This is a genomic window from Roseovarius indicus (assembly GCF_008728195.1).
Classification (GTDB): domain Bacteria; phylum Pseudomonadota; class Alphaproteobacteria; order Rhodobacterales; family Rhodobacteraceae; genus Roseovarius; species Roseovarius indicus.
Genome location: NZ_CP031598.1, coordinates 520,606 through 540,025, shown reverse-complemented (window position 1 = coordinate 540,025; position 19,420 = coordinate 520,606). Strand labels below are relative to the sequence as shown.

Below are 19,420 nucleotides of genomic sequence, written 5' to 3'. Positions count from 1 at the left end.
AACGCCCGCCGCCTTAACCCGCCCCCCGTCGGTCAAGAACACCGACGAAATACCGACGTTATACCGACGCGATACCGACACCGGGTTTCCCCTTGAAATCAGCCCGTTAACCCTGATTCGCCACGCTGTTCCGGAATCTCTCCACGAACCGCGCCCGCGCCTCCGGCAACGGCTTGTGCCCCAGCTCCGGCGCCACCCGGTTCTGCAGGAAATACCCGGTCACCCCCAGCGCCTCGGCCACCTCCCCGTCCGGTGCCGTGCCATGCCCGATCATGCAGGGCGGCAGCGGCAACAGCTTGTCCGCCCACTCCCCCGCGCCCGCCTTCGACACCGCCCGCCCGGTTCTGGGCGAGATATAGCTGAGGTCGTTCGCCCGCGGCCCCATCACCGCGCAGGCCTGCAAATCAAGGCCGAAGCCCAGGTCATCCAGTAGCACCATCTCCCACTGCAAATAGGCCAGCGGCCAGATCTCCCCCTGCCCCAGCAGGTCCAGCAGCGCCTCCGTCCGCCGATAGAGCCGCTCATGCGCCTCCCGCTCCGGCAGGCAGAACAGCAACAGGCTCACCACCGCATTGAGCCCCGCCAGCGACAGCCTGTCGCCCATCGACGCCGCCGCGCGCGAGCGCACGGGCTCCACCGAGAACGTCCCGATATGATCCTCGAGCCGCGCCCGCCAGGCGACATCCAGCTGCGCCCCCGGCTGCAGCACCGGCGCCATCTTCCGCGACGCCCCGCCTCTCACAACCCCGGCATGCCGCCCCCTCTGGGGCGTGAAAACCTCAATGATTGCAGAGGTTTCGCCATGCGTCCGGCTGGAAAGCAATATGCCCTGATCTCGCCACTCCATGCGCTCTTCCTGCCTCGCCCGTCGCCCGATTGGACACCAGTTCGCCGCCAATGCCAAGCGCATGGAAACGACTCGCGTTATGTGCTTATCTCCCCGAAATCAGATTTTTGAGGGGGATAGTCATGTCGTCATTTTTCAGGAAGGCCATTCTGGCCGCCGGCCTTTCCTTTGCCGCCACCACTGCCTCGGCACAGGAAAACGTGATGGTCGTCTTTGACGGCTCGAACTCCATGTGGGGGCAGATCGAAGGCGTCGCCAAGATCGAGATCGCCCGCGACGTGATGGACACCCTCCTCGGCGACTGGACGGAAAACCGCGAGGTCGGCCTGATGGCCTATGGCCACCGCCGCCGCGGCGATTGCGGCGATATCGAAACCCTCGTCCAGCCCGGCGCCGCCACCCGCGACAGCATCCTCGAACAGGTCAAGGGCATCACCCCCACCGGCAAGACCCCCCTCACCGACGCCGTCGAACGCGCCGCGACAGAGCTTGCCTACACCGACCGGCCCGCCACCGTGGTGCTCATCTCCGACGGTCTCGAAAGCTGCGAACGCGACCCGTGCGAACTGGCCCGCGCGCTGGAACAGGGCGGCGTCGGCTTCACCGCCCATGTCGTCGGCTTCGGCCTCGGCGCCGACCAGGACGACACTTCCCTCTCCTGCATCGCCGAGGAAACCGGCGGCACCTATATCCAGGCCTCCAACGCCGAAGAGCTCAAATCCGCCATGTCGAGCGTCAGCACCGCCGTGGCCGAATCCACCCCCGAGCCCGAGCCGGAACCCGCCCTGCCCGACGTCACCGTCACCGGCCCCGGCACAGCCGTGGGCGGCTCGATCATCGAGGTCACCTGGGAGCCGACAGCCGCACAGGGCGACTTCCTCACCGTGGTCCCCGCCGGCACCGCTTCGGGCGACTACGGCCCGACGCAGGGCGTCAATGAAGACATGACCGTCGCCTTCACCCTGCCCGCCGACCAGGGCATGTACGAGATCCGCTACATCCACGACGACAGCGACACGGTTCTCGGCACCGACGCGCTCGAGATCACCAAGCCCGAGGTCGTTCTGACCGGCCCCGACATGGTGCTCATCGGCGAGGATTTCACCATCGGCTGGTCGCCCACGATCAACCCCGGCGACGTCGTCACCATCGTGCCCGTCGGCGCCGACACCGGCAATTATGAAGGCTACGTCACCGTGCGCGACCGCTCCGAGGGCTCGCTCAACGCCCCCGCCGACCCCGGCATGTACGAGCTGCGCTACATCCTCAAGGTCGACAACCGCACCGTCGCCACCCGCCCGATCGAGGTCACCGAACCCGAGGTCACGCTCAGCGTGCCCGACACCGCGCTCGCCGGGTCGAAATTCACCGTCGGCTGGACCGGCACGGTCAACCGCCAGGATTACATCACCGTCGTCCCCGCCGGCACCGCGGAAGGCGAGTTCGGCAACTACTTCGTCGTCCGCGACAAGACCGAGAACGATCTGCAGGCCGCCGCCGAAACCGGCCTCTACGAGGTCCGCTACGTCCTGCGTGAAGGCAACAAGACGCTGGCCTCCGCGCCGATCGAGATCACCGCGCCCGAGGTCACCGTCACCGCGCCGGAAACCGCCACCACCGGCTCCAAGTTCCCCGTCTCATGGACCGGCGCCGTCAACGGCAACGACTATGTCACCATCGTGCCCGCCGGCACCGCAGAGGGCGAGTTCGGCAACTATATCGTCGTCCGTGACAAGACCGAGCACACCCTTCAGGCCCCCGCCGAAACCGGCATGTACGAAGTCCGCTACGTCCTGCGTGAAGGCAACAAGACACTGGCCACCACGCCCATCGAAATCACTCCGCCCACGGTCACCGTCACCGCGCCCGAGACCGCCACCACCGGCTCCAAGTTCCCGGTCTCGTGGACAGGTACGGTCAACGGCAACGACTATGTCACCATCGTCCCCACCGGCACCGCCGAGGGCGAGTTCGGCAACTACATCGTCGTCCGCGACAGGACCGAGAACCAGCTTCAGGCCCCTGCCGACACCGGCATGTACGAGGTCCGCTATGTCCTGCGCGAAGGCGGCAAGACGCTGGCCTCAACGCCCATCGAGGTCACCACGCCCGAGGTCACGGTCGACGCCCCCGACACCGCCCAGACGGGCGAGCGGTTCCTGGTCTCGTGGACCGGCACGGTCGATGCCGGCGACTATATCAACATCGTCCCCGCCGGCACAGAAGAGGGCGAGTTCGGCAATTACGTCACCGTCCGCGACGACACCGAGAAAGAGCTTCAGGCGCCTGCGGAAACCGGCATGTACGAGGTCCGCTACGTCCTGCGCGAAGGCGGCAGGACGCTGGCCTCCGACATGATGGAGATCGTCGCGCCCGAGGTCTCGGTCACCGCCCCCGAGATGGCGCTGGCGGGCTCCGCCATCCGTGTCTCGTGGACAGGCACCGTCGCCGCCGGCGACTACATCGCCATCGTGCCTGCCGGCGCGGAAGACGGCGAGTTCGGCAACTATTTCACCGTGCGCGACGACACCGAGAAGGACCTCCGCGCCCCCTCGAGCCCCGGCCTCTACGAGATCCGCTACATCCTCCGCGAAGGCTCCAAGACCCTGGCCACCCGGCCCATCGAGATCACCGAGCCCGAGGTCACCGTCTCCGGCCCCTCCGAGGTGCGCGCGACCGACACGCTCAAGGTCTCGTGGACCGGCGCGGTCGACCCCGGCGACTACGTGGCGCTGGCGCCGATGGGCAGCGGCGATGACGACTTCTCCAACTACTTCACCATCCGCCAGAACACCGAGAAGGACATGACCGCGCCCGAAACGCCCGGCATGTACGAGCTGCGCTACATCCTGCGCGAAGGCGGCCGCGTGCTGGCCCGCCAGCCCATCGAGGTGCTCGACGCCGACGCCGCGCTCAATTCCGGCGCCGAGCTGACCGCCCCCGACACCGCAAGCGCCGGCAGCACGATCGAGGTCGGCTGGTCGGTCGACGCCACCAGCGCCGATCAGCGGATCACCATCGCCGCCGCCGATCAGGCCATCTTCACCTGGATCGAGGCGGTCAAGATCACCGGCGAACCGCCGGTCAGCCTGACCCTGCCCGACGAGCCCGGCAGCTACGAACTGCGCTTCCTCGATGTCAGCAACCAGGCCGTGCTCGCCCGCAAGGTCATCACCGTGGAGTAACACGCATGCACAAGCCCGACGGCTACCCCGACGTCTCGGCCTATCTCATTGTCGAGGATGCCCGCGCGGTGCTCGACTTCTGCGCCGCCGTCTTCGGCGCGGAAGACCTCCGCATCATCGAGCGCGAGGGCGGCGGGATCATGCATGGCGAAACCCGCATCGGCGACAGCGTGGTCATGATGGGCGAAATGCCCGGCGGCCCGCCCGCCAACCTGCATCTCTACCTCGCCGATGCCGACGCGGCCTTCGACCGCGCCGTCGCGGCGGGGGCCGAGGTGGTGCAACCGATGACCGAGAAGGGCGACGGCGACCGCCGCGGTGGCGTCCGCGACGCCAGCGGCACGACATGGTGGATCGCGCAACAGGTCGGCTGAGGCGTACCTAGCGCACCGACACCACCGTGCACGGGGCATGCTGCGTCACCTTCAGCGCCACGCTGCCCAGAAGCATCGTCTTCAGCCGCCCCAGCCCCCGGTGCCCCAGCACGATCATGTCCGCCCCGGCCTCCTCCGCCATGTCGAGAATCGCATCGGCCGGGTCGCCCTGCGCGCTAACCGTCTCGACTTGTGTCACGCCCATCTCCTTGGCCCGGTCGGCGGCGCGGCGCAGGATTTCCTCGCCGAGCATCGTGATCACCCGCACCACGTCGCCCGAGGGGCGCGTATCCGCGAACAGGTCCCCTCCGGTGCCGGTCATTATCTCGAAATCCACCTTCGAGGCTTTCCGCACATGCTCCACGATATGTTCGACATCCGCCATCCGTGCCAGCTCCTCCGACGGGCGCCCGAACTGAAGCACGTGCCCCACGGTCAGCGGCACGCCGAATTCCGTGGCGATTTCAGATGCCAGATCGACGGCCTTCATCGCGGTGTCCGACCCATCGGTCGCAACGAAGATATGCTGTTTCATGGTGGTTTCTCCCTCTGCGTCAGGAAAAGCCTACCGGCGCCCACGCCCCCGCGCCTTTACCGCGATCAATCCGCCAGTCCCGACCCGTAGCAACTGTCTTTCTTATCCTGCCGCTGGCCGGTGCTCTCTTTGATCCCGCAGCATTGCGTTGAGGACGGTGAGCAGCTTGCGGGCGCAGGCGACGATGGCGAGTTTGACCGGTTTTCCCGCCTCCTGCAGCTTGCGCCGGAAGGCCCTTAGCGCCGGGTCATACCGGCTGGCGATGAACCCCGCGAGGTAGAGCGTGCGCCGCACCTCCGCGCGGCCGCCCCAGATCCGCCGCTTCCCCCGGAACCGGCCGCTGTCGCAGGCATGCGGCGCCAGACCGGCGAGGCTGGCGATCGCCCGGCGGTCGAGACGGCCCAGCTCGGGCAGCCGGGCCAGCAGGCTCGCCGCCAGCAGCGGCCCCACCCCCGGCATCGTCCGCAAGAGGCGCGACCGGTCCGACAATGCCTCATCCGCCCCGATCACCGCGGCGATCTCGGCCTCGAGCTTGCCGATCCGGCGGCGCAGCAGCGCGATCATGCTGCCGATATCGCGGCGGACAGAGGCATCGCGGGCCTGACGCAGGCGCGCCATCTCGGCCCGCAGCATCGCGCCGAGATCGTCCCGGCGGCCCATCAGGCCGGCCAGCCGCGCCCGCCCGGGATCGGCCGGCGGCGTCGGGCGCAAAGCCAGCGCCCGACCCATCTCCGCCAGCACCCGGGCATCGACCCGGTCGGTCTTGGCCAGCCGGCCCGTGGCGCGGGCGAACTCCCGCGCCTGCCGCGGGTTGACCCGGGCGTAGGTGACATCCGCCGCGCCGAGCGCCTCGGCCAGCGGGTGCTCGTACCCGCCCGAGGCCTCGAACACCACCAGCGCCCCCCGGGCCCGGGCGGCGAAAGCCCGAAGCTCGGCGGTCGCCATCGGCACCCGCTCCGCCCGACCGGTGGAAAGAAAGAAGACGTCGATCCAGTCCTTGGCGATATCGACGCCGATGACATCTTGTGGCAAAGTCATGGGGCCTGTCCTTGATCTGCGGGATCGGCTGGTTGCACAGCCCTCCCTGGCAACTGTTCAGGTTTGACAACGGTCGGCAGACGAGCCCCGGGCTACGCGACGGTCTCAAGGACCAAGGGTGGGACGGGGTCTCGCCTGCCGATACACAATATCGCACAGATCAAAGAGACAAGGGTGGGTGCCAACCCACCACTCCCGCCGCAAATCACACGGTCAATCCGCCAGCCCCGGCTCGTCCAGAAGATGCCGCCCGGCCCGGTCCTCGACCTCGATCACCCACAGGTCGGGGTCGAACCCGCGCTGCTTCGCAATCGCCTCGTCCACCGCGCGTTCCTCGCCCTCGGCCAGCACAACCCAGGCCCGCTTGCCGCTCATCAGGTCGAAACTGCGCTGGAACGCCCGCGCCTGCCCATCCAGCGTGTTGAGCTTCACCAGAACCGCACCCGCGGTGTCGTCGCCATGCGACGTGACAAACGCCGGAATATCCTGCAACCGCAGCCGCGCCAGGTAGGCCTGCACCCAGAATTCAGCCGTCAACCGCGCCATTCTACCCGCCCCGGACCTGATCCGGGGCCGCGTGCCAAAGCCGCGCCCCGTAGGGTGGGTGCCAACCCACCATTCCCCGGCCAGGCTCGCTCACCCGTTCCCGTCCTTGAACTCCAGCCCCATCTCTGAATACCGCTCGGCCTCTTCCAGCCAGCCGGGCCGCACCTTCACCTGCAGGAACAAATGCACCTTCCGCCCGAGGAACTCCTCCAGCTCCTCCCGCGCGGCCTGGCTCACGGCCTTGATCGTCTCGCCCTTGCGGCCAAGGATGATCCCCTTGTGCCCGTCCCGCGCCACATAGATCACCTGGTCGATCCGCGCCGAGCCGTCTTTCCGCTCCTCCCAGCTCTCGGTCTCGACCGTCAGCTGGTACGGCAATTCCTGGTGCAGCCGCAGGGTCAGCTTCTCGCGCGTCATCTCGGCCGCGATCATCCGCATCGGCAGGTCGGCAATCTGATCCTCGGGGTACAGCCACGGGCCCTCCGGCATCTCGCCCGCCAGCCATTCCCTCAGGTCGTCCACCCCGTGCCCCCGCTCGGCGGAAATCATGAAGGTCCGCTCGAACGGGTACCGTTCGTTCAACTCCTGCGTGAGGCCGAGAAGCGCCTCCGATTTCACCCGGTCGATCTTGTTGATCGCCAGTGCCACCTTCCGGCCTTTCGTCGCCTCCGCGAGGTTCTCTAGGATCTGCTCGACCCCCTCGGTGATCCCCCGATGCGCCTCGACCAGCAGCACCACCACGTCGGCATCCGCCGCCCCGCCCCAGGCGGCGGCCACCATCGCCCGGTCCAGCCGCCGGCGTGGCTTGAAGAGGCCCGGCGTGTCGACAAACACCAACTGCGCCTCCCCCTCCATCGCCACGCCGCGAATCCGGGCGCGGGTGGTCTGCACCTTGTGGGTCACGATACTCACCTTCGCCCCCACCATGCGGTTGAGAAGCGTGGACTTGCCCGCATTGGGCTCTCCGATCAGGGCGATGAAACCGGCGCGCTGGGTCATTGGCTCTTCCTTGGCTCAGTTGATGCGCCTTAGCCCATCACGGCCCGCTTTGCCAGAGATCGTGCTATTCCCCCCGGTGCGAAACTTGTCTAGCGTCGCCCGAGGTTCCAAGACCACAATAACGGAGACCGGCCCGGGATGACACGCGCGCTCATCAACACCACAGACCTGATGGCGCCCGGCTGGCGGTTCATGGCCGATCACATGCCCGACCCTGACCTCGACTGGTCGAGCTTCACCTCGCAGGCCTATGGCGGCCCCAACCGTGTTCGCCGCCTCCGAGCTGTTACCGCCGCCGCCCTCGCCGCCCGCCGCGCGCGCAAGGCCGGGCACAAGCCGCTCCTGATCTCGCACCTGCCCAACATGGCGGCGCTGACCAACTTCACGCGCCGGGCGCTTTGCCCCTCGGTGCCGCAGATCGCGTTCTCCTTCAATTTCACCGCCTTGCCGGATGGCGCCCGGCGCAAGGCTTACCGCAACGGGCTTCGGGATATCGACGAGTTCGTCGTCTTCTCCGCGCATGAGAAACAGCTCTACGCCCGCGAACTCGGCGTGCCGCCCGACCGGATCCGCGTGCTCAAATGGGCCATGGACCCGCCCGAAACGGCCCTGGACGCGGACGCGGCGCGACCCGATCAGCCCTATCTCTGTTCGATCGGCGGCGAGGCCCGCGACTATCGCCTGCTCGCCAACGCCATGCGCCGCCTGCCCGGGCGTCGCGCCGTCGTCATCGCCCGGCCTTACAGCGTGCAGGGCATCGATTTCCCCGATAATGTCGATGTCCGCCTCAACCAGCCCGGCCCGGTCACGTGGCGGCTGGCGACCGACTCGGTCGGCCTTGCCCTGCCGCTTCTCAGCCATCAAACCGCCTGCGGGCATATCACCCTCGTCGCGGCCAAGCTGCTGGGGGTGCCGGTGGTGGCGACAGACTGCCTCGGTCTGGCGGAATACCTCTCCGACGGCACGGTCTATGGCCGCATCGCACCCGGCGACACCGACGCCATGGTCGAGGCCATCGAGGGCCTCTTTACCGACCGCGACGCGGCCCAGGCCATCGCCCAGACGGCGCAGATAAAAGCCCGAACCGAACACGCGCCGTCGAACTGGGTGCGCTACATGGAAGATGCCCTGACGCGGCTGTAAGGCGTGACGCCGCGCCGACGACCCTACCCGGCCTCGACCCGCGCCAGCAACGCCGTCGCCGCCGCCTGCTCCGCCTGCCGCTTCGACCCGGCGGTGGCGCTCTCGGCCTGCCCGTCGGCCAGCCGCGCCTCTATGGTGAATTGCGGCGCATGGTCCGGCCCCGACCGTGCCGTCTCGACATATTCCGGCGGCATCTGGCCCCGCGCCTGCGCCCATTCCTGCAGGGCGGTCTTGGCGTCGCGGGCGTCTTCCTTGACGCTCTCGATCCGCTTGCCCCACAGCCGCAGAACCACCTCGCGGGCCGCCTCGAACCCGGCATCGCGATAGACGGCGGCAATCACCGCCTCCATCCCGTCGCCCAAGAGCGCCTGCTTGCGCCGCCCGCCCGACATCATCTCGGACCGGCCCAGTTTCAGAACCTTGCCAAGGTCGATCTGCCGGGCCACGTCGGCACAGGCCTCCTTGCGCACCAGCGCGTTGAAGCGGGGCGCCAGCTGGCCCTCCTGCGCCGCCCGGTCCCGTTCCAGCAGCGCCTCGGCCATCACCAGCCCCAGCACCCGGTCGCCCAGGAATTCCAGCCGCTGGTTGTCGTCCCGGTTGGGCGAGGACATCGAGGAATGCGTCACCGCCCGCACCAGCAACTCCGGCTCGGCAAACTTGTGCCCCAGCCGGCCTTCAAAGGCCTTCAACTCGCCCGAAAGCTTCATTCCAGCTTCTCGAAGAACCGGTCGCCCCGCCATGTCCAGAAGAACAGCATCGAGCGGCCCGCGGACGAGAACATCACCCTCCCCGCGCGCCCGATCAGGTTTTCATACGGCACGAACCCGACGCCCCCCGCAGCCAGCGGCACGCGGCTGTCGGTCGAGTTGTCGCGGTTGTCGCCCATGAAGAAGTAATGCCCCTCGGGCACCGTGAACACGCCGGTATCGTCGAGCGACTGGCGCGAGATGTTCAGGATGGCATGGCTGCGCCCATTGGGCAGCGTTTCGATCTGCCGCGACTTCCGGCACTCCGCGCCCATGCCCACCGGCCCGTTCTCACAGCGCGGCGTCACTTGAAGCGGGCCCTGCCGCTCCTTGATCTCGGTAAAGTCGCCGGCATCCTCGAGCTGAACAGGCTCGTCGTTGATGTACAGCACGCTGTCGCGCATCTGAACCCGGTCCCCCGGCAAGCCGATCACCCGCTTGATGAAATCCGTGCCGTGCACCGGGTGGCGGAAGACGATGATATCGCCCCGCTCGGGCTCGCTGCCCATCAGGCGGGTGTTGTCGCCGTCAAGAAAACCGCAGATATCCTGCGCGTCGATGTTGATCCCGAACCGCTGAAGCCGGATCGACGGGCAAGAAGCGTAGGAATAGCCATAGGCCATCTTGTTGACGAACAGGAAATCGCCGATCAGCAGCGTGTCCTTCATCGACCCGGACGGAATCCAGAACGGCTGGAAAAAGATGGTGCGGAAGATGCCCGCGATCACCAGCGCCCAGAAAACCGTCTTGATGGTCTCCCAGACCGTGCTCGATTTCTTGCCCTCTTCGGCCATGCCTGTCTCCGCGCCTCGGTTTCCGGGTATTGCGGGTTTCATGAGCGTGCGGCGGCATGGTGTCAAGTCACGCCTTCCGGCCCCCGTCAATCGGCCGCGCCTCGATCACGACAAAGGCCTGCGCCCAGGGGTGATCGTCGGTCAGCGTCACGTGGATGATCGCCTCGTGCCCCTCGGGCGTCATCTCGGCCAGCCGCTCGGCGGCCCAGCCGGTCACCTCCATCACCGGCTGCCCGCTGCGCAGGTTGCTGACGGCCATGTCCTTCCACGCGATCCCCATCCGCAACCCCGTGCCCAGCGCCTTCGAACAGGCCTCCTTCGCCGCCCAGCGCTTGGCATAGGTGCCCGCCGTATCCGCCCGCCGCTCGGCCTTGCGCTGTTCCACCTCGGTGAACACCCGGTTGCGGAACCGGTCGCCGAACCGCTCCAGCGTGCCGGCGATCCGCTCGATATTGGCCAGATCGGTCCCGATACCGAGGATCATGGGGAAAGCTGCGCCCCGATGTCCCCGGTCGCCTGGTTCAGCGTGAACCGCAGTGTCCGCGGCGTGTAATCCATCCCGTCATAGACCTGCACGGTCATGGTAAAGATCAGCCCCACAGCCGGGTCATAAGCGGCCTGAAGACTGCCGAAATCGGCGCCCGCAAAGCCCATGCCGTTCAACCCGATCGTCCGGCACTGGCGCAGGCCCAGCTCGTCATAGGGCGGCGACAGGACGAACACGTGAAACGCGGCCGCCGCCGGTTCCGCGGTATCCAGCAGCGCCAGCCGCACCTTGCCCTCCGCGAAGGTGCGGGTGTTCTCCTCCCACGGCTCGGCAATGTTGTCGGCCCGCGCGGGCCAGTCGCAGGGCACCGCCTCCTGCGCCACCACGGGCGCCGCGGCCAGCAAGCCCAGACATACAGCAATCGCTTTCATGGCGACCTCCCTCATGTCACTCGATCTCGCCCTTGCTGCGCATCAGGCTCAGCTGGTTGCCCGCCGCGATGCCCAGGAACACCCGGTTGCAGATCAGGTAGCCCCCGGCATAAAGCCCCAGCAATATCAGGAACTGCCGCGAGCCCATGGGCGCCACCGCCAGCTTGGCAAATTCGGGCAGCCACGCGCCCCCGCCATAGGCCAGCGCCAGGTTCAGCACCACGGCGATCCCCGTCGCGGCCCAGGTGAAATTCCACGCCTCGGCCCCCTTGGGCCGGCGCTTCTCCCGCCGGGCGAATTGCTGGCCCTCGACCACGGCCCCGATCATCGCCGGCACCATCAGCTGCGCCGACGAGCCCAGCGCCGAATCGACCTGTGCGTTCAGCACGCCCACGATCAGCGCCACGCCGATGGCCACCGCCAGGAACACCACCGCGTACCGGATCAGGCTGACAGCGGTCATCCGGCCGACCGCGCCTTGTCTGCGCGCGCCCCGTCCATCAGCCGCCGCATCTCGCGAATCGCCGGCTGCAGCCCCAGGAAGATCGCCTCGCCGATGATGAAATGCCCGATATTCAGCTCCATCACCTCGGGAAACGCCGCCACCGGCTGCACGGTGTCATAGGTCAGCCCGTGGCCCGCATGCACCTCGAGCCCCAGCGAATGGGCATAAGCCGACATCTCGCGCAGGGCGGCCAACTCCCGGTCACGCTCCTCGATTCGGCCCTCGGCATGGGCGTCGCAATAGGCGCCGGTATGCAACTCGATCACCTCGGCCCCGATCCGATGCGCGGCCTCGATCTGGCGTTTGTCGGCGGCGATGAAGATCGACACCCGGCAGCCCGCATCCCGCAACGGCGCGATGAAATGCGCCAGCCGGTTTTCCTCGCGCGCCACTTCCAGCCCGCCTTCCGTCGTCCGCTCCTCGCGCTTTTCGGGCACGATGCACACCGCGTGCGGCTTGTGCCGCAACGCAATCGCCTGCATCTCTACGGTCGCGGCCATCTCGAAGTTGAGCGGCACGCTCAGCGTCTCGACCAGCCGGTCGATATCGCTGTCGGAAATGTGCCGCCGGTCCTCGCGCAGGTGGGCGGTGATCCCGTCGGCCCCCGCCTCCTCGGCCAGCTTCGCGGCGCGGATCGGGTCGGGGTAATCCCCGCCGCGCGCATTCCGCACGGTCGCCACGTGGTCGATATTCACGCCAAGGCGCAGTTTTCCCGCAGACATCATGCCGCCCTCCTGTTCCTGCCCGTTCCGTCCGGGTCCGGGGCTCACCCTAATCCTGATTCTGCTTGGCGTCAGCCTTGCCCGCGGCTTTTTCTTTCAGCGCCAGAAGCTTGTCCTTGATCCGGCCCTTGCGGCCCTTCTGGTAGGCCTGGATCACCGGCAGGCTGACGTAATAGCCGATCATGCCGAAAATCAGCCCGGGGATGATCCCGCCGATCATGTAGGGAAAGAACACCTCGTCGTAAAAGACATAGAGGTTGTGCCAGTCGGCCTGGCCGTCGCCGAACAGCGTGAAGAAGTTGTCCTTCAGGTCGACCCACGCATCGACGAACTTGCCGCCCAGCGACCGGTGCGCGCCGGTGTGATGCTGAAACGTCCGCCCCAGCAGGAAATTCCCCGTCTGGAACGAGATCGCCCCGATCGGCACGAAGGTCAGCGGGTTGCCCACGAAGGTCGACAGCAGCGAGGCGATGATATTGCCCCGGATGATCAGCGCCAGCGCGGCGGCGGCAAAGAAATGCATCCCGAAGAACGGGCTGAACGTCACGAAGATCCCGGCAAAGATCCCCCGGGCAATCCGGTGCGGCGGGTCGGGCAGGCGCCGGACGCGATGCTTGATGTAATAGAACGCACGTTTCCAGCCGCCCTTGGGCCAGACCGTTTCATAAACGATCTTCCACCATGGTCGTCTGTCTCTGCGCTTGAAGACCACCTTGCGCGGCTCCCCGGTTCACTTGTTCTCACCGCCACCGGCCCGGCCCGGATCGCGGAAACGCTCTACGGCGGCCACATCGCTTTCCGCGTCAAGTGCCGAGATCACGCTGTGAAGATGCTCGGCATCGCGCAGCTCGACATCGATCAGCAGTCGGTAAAAATCCGGTTTGCGGTCGACGAATGTCAGGTCCGAGATATTGGCCTTCTGCTCTCCGATCAATGTGCAAATACGTCCCAGCACGCCGGCGTCGTTGCTCATGGTGATATTGAGCGTCACATCGTACTCGGCCGGGTGCTTGCCGGCGTGCCAGTGCAGGTCAAGCCAGCGCCCGGGCTGATCGTCGAAGGCCGACAGCGCCTCGCAGTCGATCGTATGCACCACAACCCCCTTGCCGCGATACGTGATCCCCACGATACGCTCGCCCGGCAGGGGCTGGCAACAGCGCGCCCGGTCGAACCGCTGATTCCGGGCCAGGCCGATCACCGCGCGGTCACGGCCGACCACGTTGCTCTCATCCGGGGCGATGTCGGGATAGACCGCGTGCAGCACCTGTTGCGCGGTCAGCTCGGCACTCCCGAGCCGGGCCAGAACCTCGTCGGCATTCTTCAGCCGAAGGGTCTTGGCCGCGGCGGTCAGCGCCTTCTCGGTGGCGCGCTTGCGCACATTGTCGAAGGCCGAGCGCGCAAGCTCGCGCCCCAGCTTGATGTACCGGTCGCGGTCCAGCTCGCGCAGCGCCCGGCGAATGGCGGCGCGCGCCTTGCCGGTGGTGGCGATGTCCAGCCACGTCGCCTGCGGCGTCTGCCCGTCGGCGGTGATCACCTCGACCGACTGGCCGTTCTTGATCCGGGTCCACAAGGGCACCCGCATCCCGTCGATCTTGGCACCCACGCAGGCATGCCCGATCCGCGTGTGAATGGCATAGGCAAAGTCGATCGGCGTCGCCCCCCGGGGCAGCTTCACCACATCCCCCTTGGGCGTGAAGCAGAACACCTTGTCCGAATACATCTCCAGCTTCACGGCCTCGAGGAAATCCTCGTGATCCTCTTCCGAATCGAACTGTTCGGTCAGGCTGGAAATCCACTTTGCGGGGTCGACGGCGAACGGGTTCTCCGAGCGCACGCCATCCCGGTACGACCAGTGCGCCGCAACCCCCGTCTCGGCCACGTCATGCATCTGGCGGGTGCGGATCTGCACCTCGACCCGCTTGCCGTCGCGCCCCGACACGGTGGTGTGAATCGACCGGTACCCGTTCGACTTGGGCTGGCTGATGTAATCCTTGAACCGCCCCGGCACGGCCCGCCAGCGCTGGTGGATCGCCCCCAGCACGCGATAGCAATCCTCTTCCGAGCCGGTGATGATGCGGAAGCCGTAGATATCCGACAGGCGCGAAAAGCCCATCTCCTTCTCCTGCATCTTCCGCCAGATCGAATAGGGCTTCTTCGCCCGGCCCAGCACATCCGCCTCGATTTTCGCCTTGTCCAACTCGTGGCGCATGTCCGACGTGATCCGCTCGATCACGTCGCCGGCTTCCTTCTGCAAGGTGATGAACCGGCGGATGATCGACGCCCGCGCCTCGGGGTTGATGACCCGGAACGCCAGGTCTTCCAGCTCCTCGCGCATCCACTGCATGCCCATCCGGCCCGCCAGCGGCGCGAAGATATCCATCGTCTCCCGCGCCTTCTTGAGCTGCTTCTCGGGGCGCATCGCCTTGATGGTGCGCATGTTGTGCAGCCGGTCGGCCAGCTTCACCAGGATCACGCGCATGTCCTTCGACATCGCCATGAACAGCTTGCGGAAATTCTCGGCCTGCTGGGTCTCGGTGCTGGAAAGCTGCAGGTTGGTCAGCTTGGTGACGCCGTCGACCAGGTCGGCAATCTCCGGCCCGAACTTCTCGGCCACGATCTTGTACGAGGCGCGCGTGTCCTCGATCGTGTCGTGCAGCAGGGCGGTGACGATGGTCGCGTCGTCCAGCCGCTGCTCGGCCAGGATGGCGGCCACGGCGGCAGGATGGGTGAAATACGGCTCGCCCGAGTGGCGGAACTGCCCCTCGTGCATCTCGCGGCCGAAATCAAAGGCCGCGGTGATCAGCTTCTCGTCGGTTCTCGGGTTATACGTGCGGACAAGCTCGATAAGGTCTTGAGCCGCGATCATGCCTTGCGCATCCCCTGAGCGGGGGACAGGTCAGCCCTGCCCCTGCGCCTCCATCAGCGCCCGCAGAAGGTTCTCTTCCGACATGTCGTCCTCGGCCGGCTTGTCGGGCTCGCCACCCATCAGCAGCGCCATGGAATCGTCTTCGGGCTCGTCGACCTCGATCTGGGTCTGATTCGATTCGATCAGACGCTCGCGAAGCTCGTCGGCCGACTGGGTCTCTTCGGCAATCTCGCGCAGGGCGACAACCGGGTTCTTGTCGTTGTCGCGGTCCACGGTAATCTGCGATCCGGCGGAAATTTCGCGCGCCCGATGGGCGGCAAGCATCACCAGATCGAACCGGTTGGGAACCTTGTCGACGCAGTCTTCGGTTGTCACGCGGGCCATGAGACCTCCAGAGGGATGGCATAAACTTGTGGAAGTGCCTTATCTAAAACGTCTCCGCCCGAGTTACAAGGAGATATTTGGCCGCCCGAGGGGGCGGAGGGGCCCGATTTTACATAAGAAAGATTGATTTATCCGGGCCCTGGGCTAACGATCTGCGCGGCGGCACCAACCTATTTCGACACGCCCGCCCTATCCGGAGATTTTCAACCTTGTTTACCTTCCCGATTCCCCGTCCGTTCACCGCCATAGCCAGCCTCGCCACCGCCGCCCTGACGGCCCTGGCCTCGCCCGCCGCCGCGCTCGACACGTCCGTCTTCTACAAGCTCTCCACCGATTTCCGCGGCACCGGCATGCCGCTCGACATCGTCAATGGCGGGCCGATGAACAACTTCAGCCACCTCGCCCCGGCCGGCAACTACTCGGGCCAGTTCTGGCGCCTCGAACCGGCCGGCGCCGGCCTCTACCGCCTGTCGACCGAGTTTCGCGGCACCAACATGTGCCTCGACGTGGTCAATGGCGGGAACCTCAACAACCTGACCCACCTCACGCCCTGCGGAAACTATTCCGGCCAGCTCTGGCACATCACGCAGGACAGCGGCTTCTACCGCCTGACAACCGACTTCCGCGGTGCCGGCATGTGCCTCGATGTCTTCAACGGCGGCAACCTCGACAATTACACCCACCTGACGGATTGCGCCAACTACTCCGGCCAGTTCTGGTCGCTGACGCCCACCGGCCGCCCGGCCTGGTAACGGCTCAGAGCGGCACCACCTCGTCGCGGGCCTCCTGCGGCAGGGCCTCGACCATCTCGGCCACCGTCTTTCCAAGAACGGGGTGGCGCCACTCCGGCGCCACCTCGGCCAGCGGCACCAGCACGAAGGCACGGTCCTGCATCCGCGGATGCGGCAGGATCAGCCGGTCGGGCGCGCGTTGCGTCTGCTCGTCCAGCGGCAGGTCAAGCCACGCCCGATACGTCTCGGCATCGGGCAACACGGCCTCGCCCGCCGCGATCAGGTCGAGGTCCAGAACCCGCTGCCCCCAGCGCTGCACCCGCTCGCGCCCGAAATCGGCCTCGATCCCGTGCAGGACCGCCAGAAGATCCTCTGGCCCGCCATCGAAAGTCAGCCCCGCGGCGGCGTTCACATAGTCGGGGCCCGCCCCCGGCGGAAAGCACGGCGTCGCGAAAAAACGGCTCGAAATCACCTCCCGCGCCCCGGCCGCCGACAATTTCCGCAGTGCGGAACGCGACGTCACATCCGGCGAACCGGCCGCCGACGGCATGTTTGCGCCGAGTGCAATCAGGAAAAATTGGTGTTTCACCACAAAGCCTTGCTCATTTTACCGCTTGAAGTTGAATCCTAGGTTCAGGAAACGCCCTTGTGCATCCCCGCCGGAAATCCTATTCTTCTTGGCCAGCCCTCTCCGGCATTTATACACCACCACTCACACCACTCGAAACCGGACCGGGCTTTACATTTGAAAGGACATTTCGATGTTTTACAAGGACGAACGGCTTGCGCTGTTCATTGATGGTTCCAATCTGTATGCAGCGGCGAAATCCCTGGGCTTCGACATCGATTACAAGCTCCTGCGCGCGGAATTCATGCGCCGGGGCAAACTTCTGCGGGCGTTCTACTACACCGCCCTGCTGGAGAATGACGAGTACTCGCCCATCCGCCCGCTGGTCGACTGGCTGAACTACAACGGTTTCTCCATGGTCACCAAGCCGGCCAAGGAATACACCGACAGCCAGGGCCGCCGGAAGGTCAAGGGGAACATGGATATCGAGCTCGCGGTCGATGCCATGGAACTCGCCCCGCGCGTGGACCATATCGTGCTCTTCTCCGGCGACGGCGATTTCCGCCCGCTCGTGGAAAGCCTGCAACGTCAGGGTGTGCGCGTTTCGGTCGTCTCGACCATCCGCAGCCAGCCCCCGATGATCTCGGACGACCTGCGCCGTCAGGCCGACAATTTCATCGAACTGGAAGACCTCAAGGACGTGATCGGCCGCCCCCCGCGCGAGAACCAGAACACCGAACGCGAAACGGCCTACGCCCAGCAAAGCTGAGCGACCGTGATCCGGCATGCCACGGCCCGGGCGCCCGCCGCCCGGGCTTTCGGCATGCCGGCCGTTCCGGCCGCCCCCTCTGGACGCACGGGCTCACAGGCCTTACCTCTGGACCACGGACAGGAGGCCCCATGACCAAACCGCCCCTCACCCTCTACCTCGCCGCCCCCCGCGGCTTCTGTGCCGGCGTCGACCGCGCGATCAAGATCGTCGAGATGGCGCTGCAGAAATGGGGCGCGCCCGTCTACGTGCGCCACGAGATCGTGCACAACAAATACGTGGTCGACGACCTGCGCGCCAAGGGCGCGGTCTTCGTCGAGGAACTCGAAGACTGCCCCGACGACCGGCCCGTGATCTTCTCGGCCCACGGCGTACCCAAGGCCGTCCCAGCCGAGGCCGCGCGGCGCGAGATGGTCTATGTCGACGCCACCTGCCCGCTGGTGTCGAAGGTTCATATCGAGGCCGAGCGCCACGCCGAGAACGGCCTCCAGATCATCATGATCGGCCATGCCGGCCACCCCGAGACCATCGGCACCATGGGCCAGCTGCCCGACGGCGACGTGCTGCTGGTGGAAACCGTCGATGACGTCGCCGGGATCACCGTGCGCGACCCCGAGCAGCTCGCCTTCGTCACCCAGACCACCCTCTCGGTCGACGACACCACCGATATCGTCGCGGCCCTCAACGCCCGTTTTCCGGCCATCAAGGGGCCGCACAAGGAAGACATCTGCTACGCGACCACCAACCGGCAGGAAGCGGTCAAGGCCATGGCGGCCCAAGCCGACGCCATGCTCGTGGTGGGCGCGCCCAATTCCTCGAACTCCCGCCGTCTGGTCGAGGTAGGGGCCAAGGCTGGCTGCACCTATTCCCAACTCGTCCAGCGCGCCGCCGATATCGACTGGCGCGCGCTCGAGGGCATCACCTCCATCGGCATCACCGCCGGCGCCTCTGCGCCGGAAGTGCTGGTCGACGAGGTCATCGACGCCTTCCGCGCCCGCTACGACGTGACCACCGAGCAGGTGGAAACCGCGCAGGAAAGCGTCGAATTCAAGGTTCCCCGCGTCCTCCGCGAACCCGCCTGACACACGCGCGACGCCGTTTTCCGCGCGGAAAACGGTCCGGAAAATGCGCATTTTCCGGGCCCGGAATTTTCGAAAATTCCGGCACCACCGCCTCGAAGAGAGTCTCACCCCCCACATCTCCCCGCCCCGGACTTGATCCGGGGCTTCGCGCCGCACACCTCCCCGACCCGAGCCCGCGTGAGCCGCGCAACGCAAAGCGGAAAGATACCCTGGCTTGGGGCCGGGGCGGACCGCATAGTGCGCCATTCAAGTAGAACGGTTGCAAAGGTCGCGCCCTCCCGCGCCGAACCTTTCCCTTGCCCCGTCTCTTCCCATCAACCCCCGCCCCGGACCTGACCCGCGGCCTCGCGCCGCACACCTCGCCCACCCGGAGCCCATTCGGCACCACGGCTTACCACACCCATTCCGGCCGAGGCTTGACCCGGGCTCCCCCGATACATCCCCGACCCCGGCCCCCCTGGCCGCACAATGCAAAGCGGCAAGAGGCCCCGGCTCTGGGCTGGTGCGGGCCGCATAGCGCGCCATTCGAGAAGACCGTTTGCAAAGGTCGCGCTCCCCGCGCAGGACACGCCCGTGCCCCGTTTCCTCCCCCCACCCCGCGCCCCGGACTTGATCCGGGGCCTCACCCCCGCCTAAGGTCCCGCGACACCCATTGCCGAGACCTGCTA

The 19,420-nt window shown here is 66.6% G+C and carries 21 protein-coding genes; 6 read left to right on the top strand and 15 right to left on the bottom strand.

Going from position 1 to position 19,420, the window contains the following annotated elements; all coding sequences use genetic code 11:
• Positions 1 to 106 precede the first annotated feature (106 nt).
• On the bottom strand, positions 107 to 847 hold the full coding sequence (gene recO / locus RIdsm_RS02670; protein WP_057820832.1) for a DNA repair protein RecO: 741 nt from the start codon (positions 845 to 847) through the stop codon (positions 107 to 109).
• Between the two features lie 122 nt (positions 848 to 969).
• Between recO and RIdsm_RS02665 the strand changes: the two genes are divergently transcribed.
• Together RIdsm_RS02665 and RIdsm_RS30000 are read left to right on the top strand one after the other, a co-directional pair.
• Complete coding sequence (locus RIdsm_RS02665; protein ID WP_057820830.1) at positions 970 to 4,032, top strand: VWA domain-containing protein; 3,063 nt, start codon at positions 970 to 972, stop codon at positions 4,030 to 4,032.
• 5 nt (positions 4,033 to 4,037) lie between these two features.
• Complete coding sequence (locus RIdsm_RS30000; RefSeq protein ID WP_057820828.1) at positions 4,038 to 4,406, top strand: VOC family protein; 369 nt, start codon at positions 4,038 to 4,040, stop codon at positions 4,404 to 4,406.
• Between the two features lie 7 nt (positions 4,407 to 4,413).
• On the opposite strand, the gene RIdsm_RS02655 is transcribed toward RIdsm_RS30000, so the two are convergent.
• From RIdsm_RS02655 to era, 4 genes are all read right to left on the bottom strand, one after another.
• Positions 4,414 to 4,941 carry a universal stress protein gene (locus RIdsm_RS02655; protein WP_057820826.1) on the bottom strand — a complete coding sequence of 176 codons (528 nt, stop codon included), beginning with the start codon at positions 4,939 to 4,941 and terminating at the stop codon, positions 4,414 to 4,416.
• A gap of 102 nt (positions 4,942 to 5,043) precedes the next feature.
• A complete protein-coding gene (locus RIdsm_RS02650; protein ID WP_151175234.1) occupies positions 5,044 to 5,973 on the bottom strand; it encodes an IS110 family RNA-guided transposase in 930 nt (309 codons plus the stop codon).
• Positions 5,974 to 6,192: 219 nt separating this feature from the next.
• A complete protein-coding gene (locus RIdsm_RS02645; RefSeq protein ID WP_057821412.1) occupies positions 6,193 to 6,525 on the bottom strand; it encodes a DUF1491 family protein in 333 nt (110 codons plus the stop codon).
• Positions 6,526 to 6,615: 90 nt separating this feature from the next.
• Entirely contained in the window at positions 6,616 to 7,524 is a 909-nt protein-coding gene (gene era / locus RIdsm_RS02640; RefSeq protein WP_057821414.1) for a GTPase Era, read from the bottom strand.
• 138 nt (positions 7,525 to 7,662) lie between these two features.
• Here era and RIdsm_RS02635 point away from each other — a divergent pair, with 138 nt between their 5' ends.
• Positions 7,663 to 8,667 (top strand): glycosyltransferase family protein, encoded by a 1,005-nt coding sequence (locus RIdsm_RS02635; protein WP_057821416.1) that lies wholly within the window; start codon positions 7,663 to 7,665, stop codon positions 8,665 to 8,667.
• 23 nt (positions 8,668 to 8,690) lie between these two features.
• On the opposite strand, the gene rnc is transcribed toward RIdsm_RS02635, so the two are convergent.
• The 9 genes from rnc to rpoZ all read right to left on the bottom strand — a co-directional run bounded on the left by rnc (position 8,691) and on the right by rpoZ (position 15,602).
• Entirely contained in the window at positions 8,691 to 9,374 is a 684-nt protein-coding gene (gene rnc, locus RIdsm_RS02630) for a ribonuclease III (RefSeq protein WP_057821418.1), read from the bottom strand.
• Positions 9,371 to 10,207: a signal peptidase I gene (lepB, locus tag RIdsm_RS02625; RefSeq protein ID WP_057821420.1), complete on the bottom strand. Its 837-nt coding sequence runs from the start codon at positions 10,205 to 10,207 to the stop codon at positions 9,371 to 9,373. Before lepB ends, rnc begins: the two co-directional genes overlap by 4 nt.
• A gap of 67 nt (positions 10,208 to 10,274) precedes the next feature.
• A complete protein-coding gene (acpS, locus tag RIdsm_RS02620) occupies positions 10,275 to 10,691 on the bottom strand; it encodes a holo-ACP synthase (RefSeq protein ID WP_057821421.1) in 417 nt (138 codons plus the stop codon).
• Positions 10,688 to 11,125, bottom strand: coding sequence for a hypothetical protein (locus RIdsm_RS02615; protein ID WP_057821504.1), 438 nt, complete (start codon positions 11,123 to 11,125; stop codon positions 10,688 to 10,690). The genes acpS and RIdsm_RS02615 overlap by 4 nt, the downstream gene beginning before the upstream one ends.
• A 16-nt stretch (positions 11,126 to 11,141) precedes the next feature.
• The gene (locus RIdsm_RS02610; RefSeq protein ID WP_057821423.1) at positions 11,142 to 11,588 is read right to left on the bottom strand and encodes an ABZJ_00895 family protein; all 447 of its coding nucleotides are present in this window, start codon (positions 11,586 to 11,588) and stop codon (positions 11,142 to 11,144) included.
• The gene (locus tag RIdsm_RS02605) at positions 11,585 to 12,352 is read right to left on the bottom strand and encodes a pyridoxine 5'-phosphate synthase (protein ID WP_057821506.1); all 768 of its coding nucleotides are present in this window, start codon (positions 12,350 to 12,352) and stop codon (positions 11,585 to 11,587) included. The genes RIdsm_RS02610 and RIdsm_RS02605 overlap by 4 nt, the downstream gene beginning before the upstream one ends.
• A 49-nt stretch (positions 12,353 to 12,401) precedes the next feature.
• On the bottom strand, positions 12,402 to 13,064 hold the full coding sequence (locus RIdsm_RS02600; protein ID WP_057821425.1) for a DUF2062 domain-containing protein: 663 nt from the start codon (positions 13,062 to 13,064) through the stop codon (positions 12,402 to 12,404).
• Positions 13,065 to 13,082: 18 nt separating this feature from the next.
• The gene (locus tag RIdsm_RS02595) at positions 13,083 to 15,218 is read right to left on the bottom strand and encodes a RelA/SpoT family protein (RefSeq protein ID WP_057821427.1); all 2,136 of its coding nucleotides are present in this window, start codon (positions 15,216 to 15,218) and stop codon (positions 13,083 to 13,085) included.
• Between the two features lie 30 nt (positions 15,219 to 15,248).
• Entirely contained in the window at positions 15,249 to 15,602 is a 354-nt protein-coding gene (gene rpoZ, locus RIdsm_RS02590) for a DNA-directed RNA polymerase subunit omega (RefSeq protein ID WP_057821429.1), read from the bottom strand.
• A 209-nt stretch (positions 15,603 to 15,811) separates the two neighbouring features.
• Between rpoZ and RIdsm_RS02585 the strand changes: the two genes are divergently transcribed.
• Complete coding sequence (locus RIdsm_RS02585) at positions 15,812 to 16,354, top strand: RICIN domain-containing protein (protein ID WP_057821431.1); 543 nt, start codon at positions 15,812 to 15,814, stop codon at positions 16,352 to 16,354.
• A 4-nt stretch (positions 16,355 to 16,358) separates the two neighbouring features.
• Here the strand turns inward: RIdsm_RS02585 and folK are convergent, their stop codons facing one another.
• Entirely contained in the window at positions 16,359 to 16,925 is a 567-nt protein-coding gene (gene folK, locus RIdsm_RS02580; RefSeq protein ID WP_074940752.1) for a 2-amino-4-hydroxy-6-hydroxymethyldihydropteridine diphosphokinase, read from the bottom strand.
• A gap of 169 nt (positions 16,926 to 17,094) precedes the next feature.
• On the opposite strand from folK, the gene RIdsm_RS02575 reads away from it, so the two are divergent.
• Both RIdsm_RS02575 and ispH read left to right on the top strand, forming a co-directional pair.
• Complete coding sequence (locus RIdsm_RS02575) at positions 17,095 to 17,670, top strand: LabA-like NYN domain-containing protein (protein WP_057821433.1); 576 nt, start codon at positions 17,095 to 17,097, stop codon at positions 17,668 to 17,670.
• 131 nt (positions 17,671 to 17,801) lie between these two features.
• Positions 17,802 to 18,752: a 4-hydroxy-3-methylbut-2-enyl diphosphate reductase gene (ispH, locus tag RIdsm_RS02570; protein WP_057821435.1), complete on the top strand. Its 951-nt coding sequence runs from the start codon at positions 17,802 to 17,804 to the stop codon at positions 18,750 to 18,752.
• Positions 18,753 to 19,420: the final 668 nt, after the last annotated feature.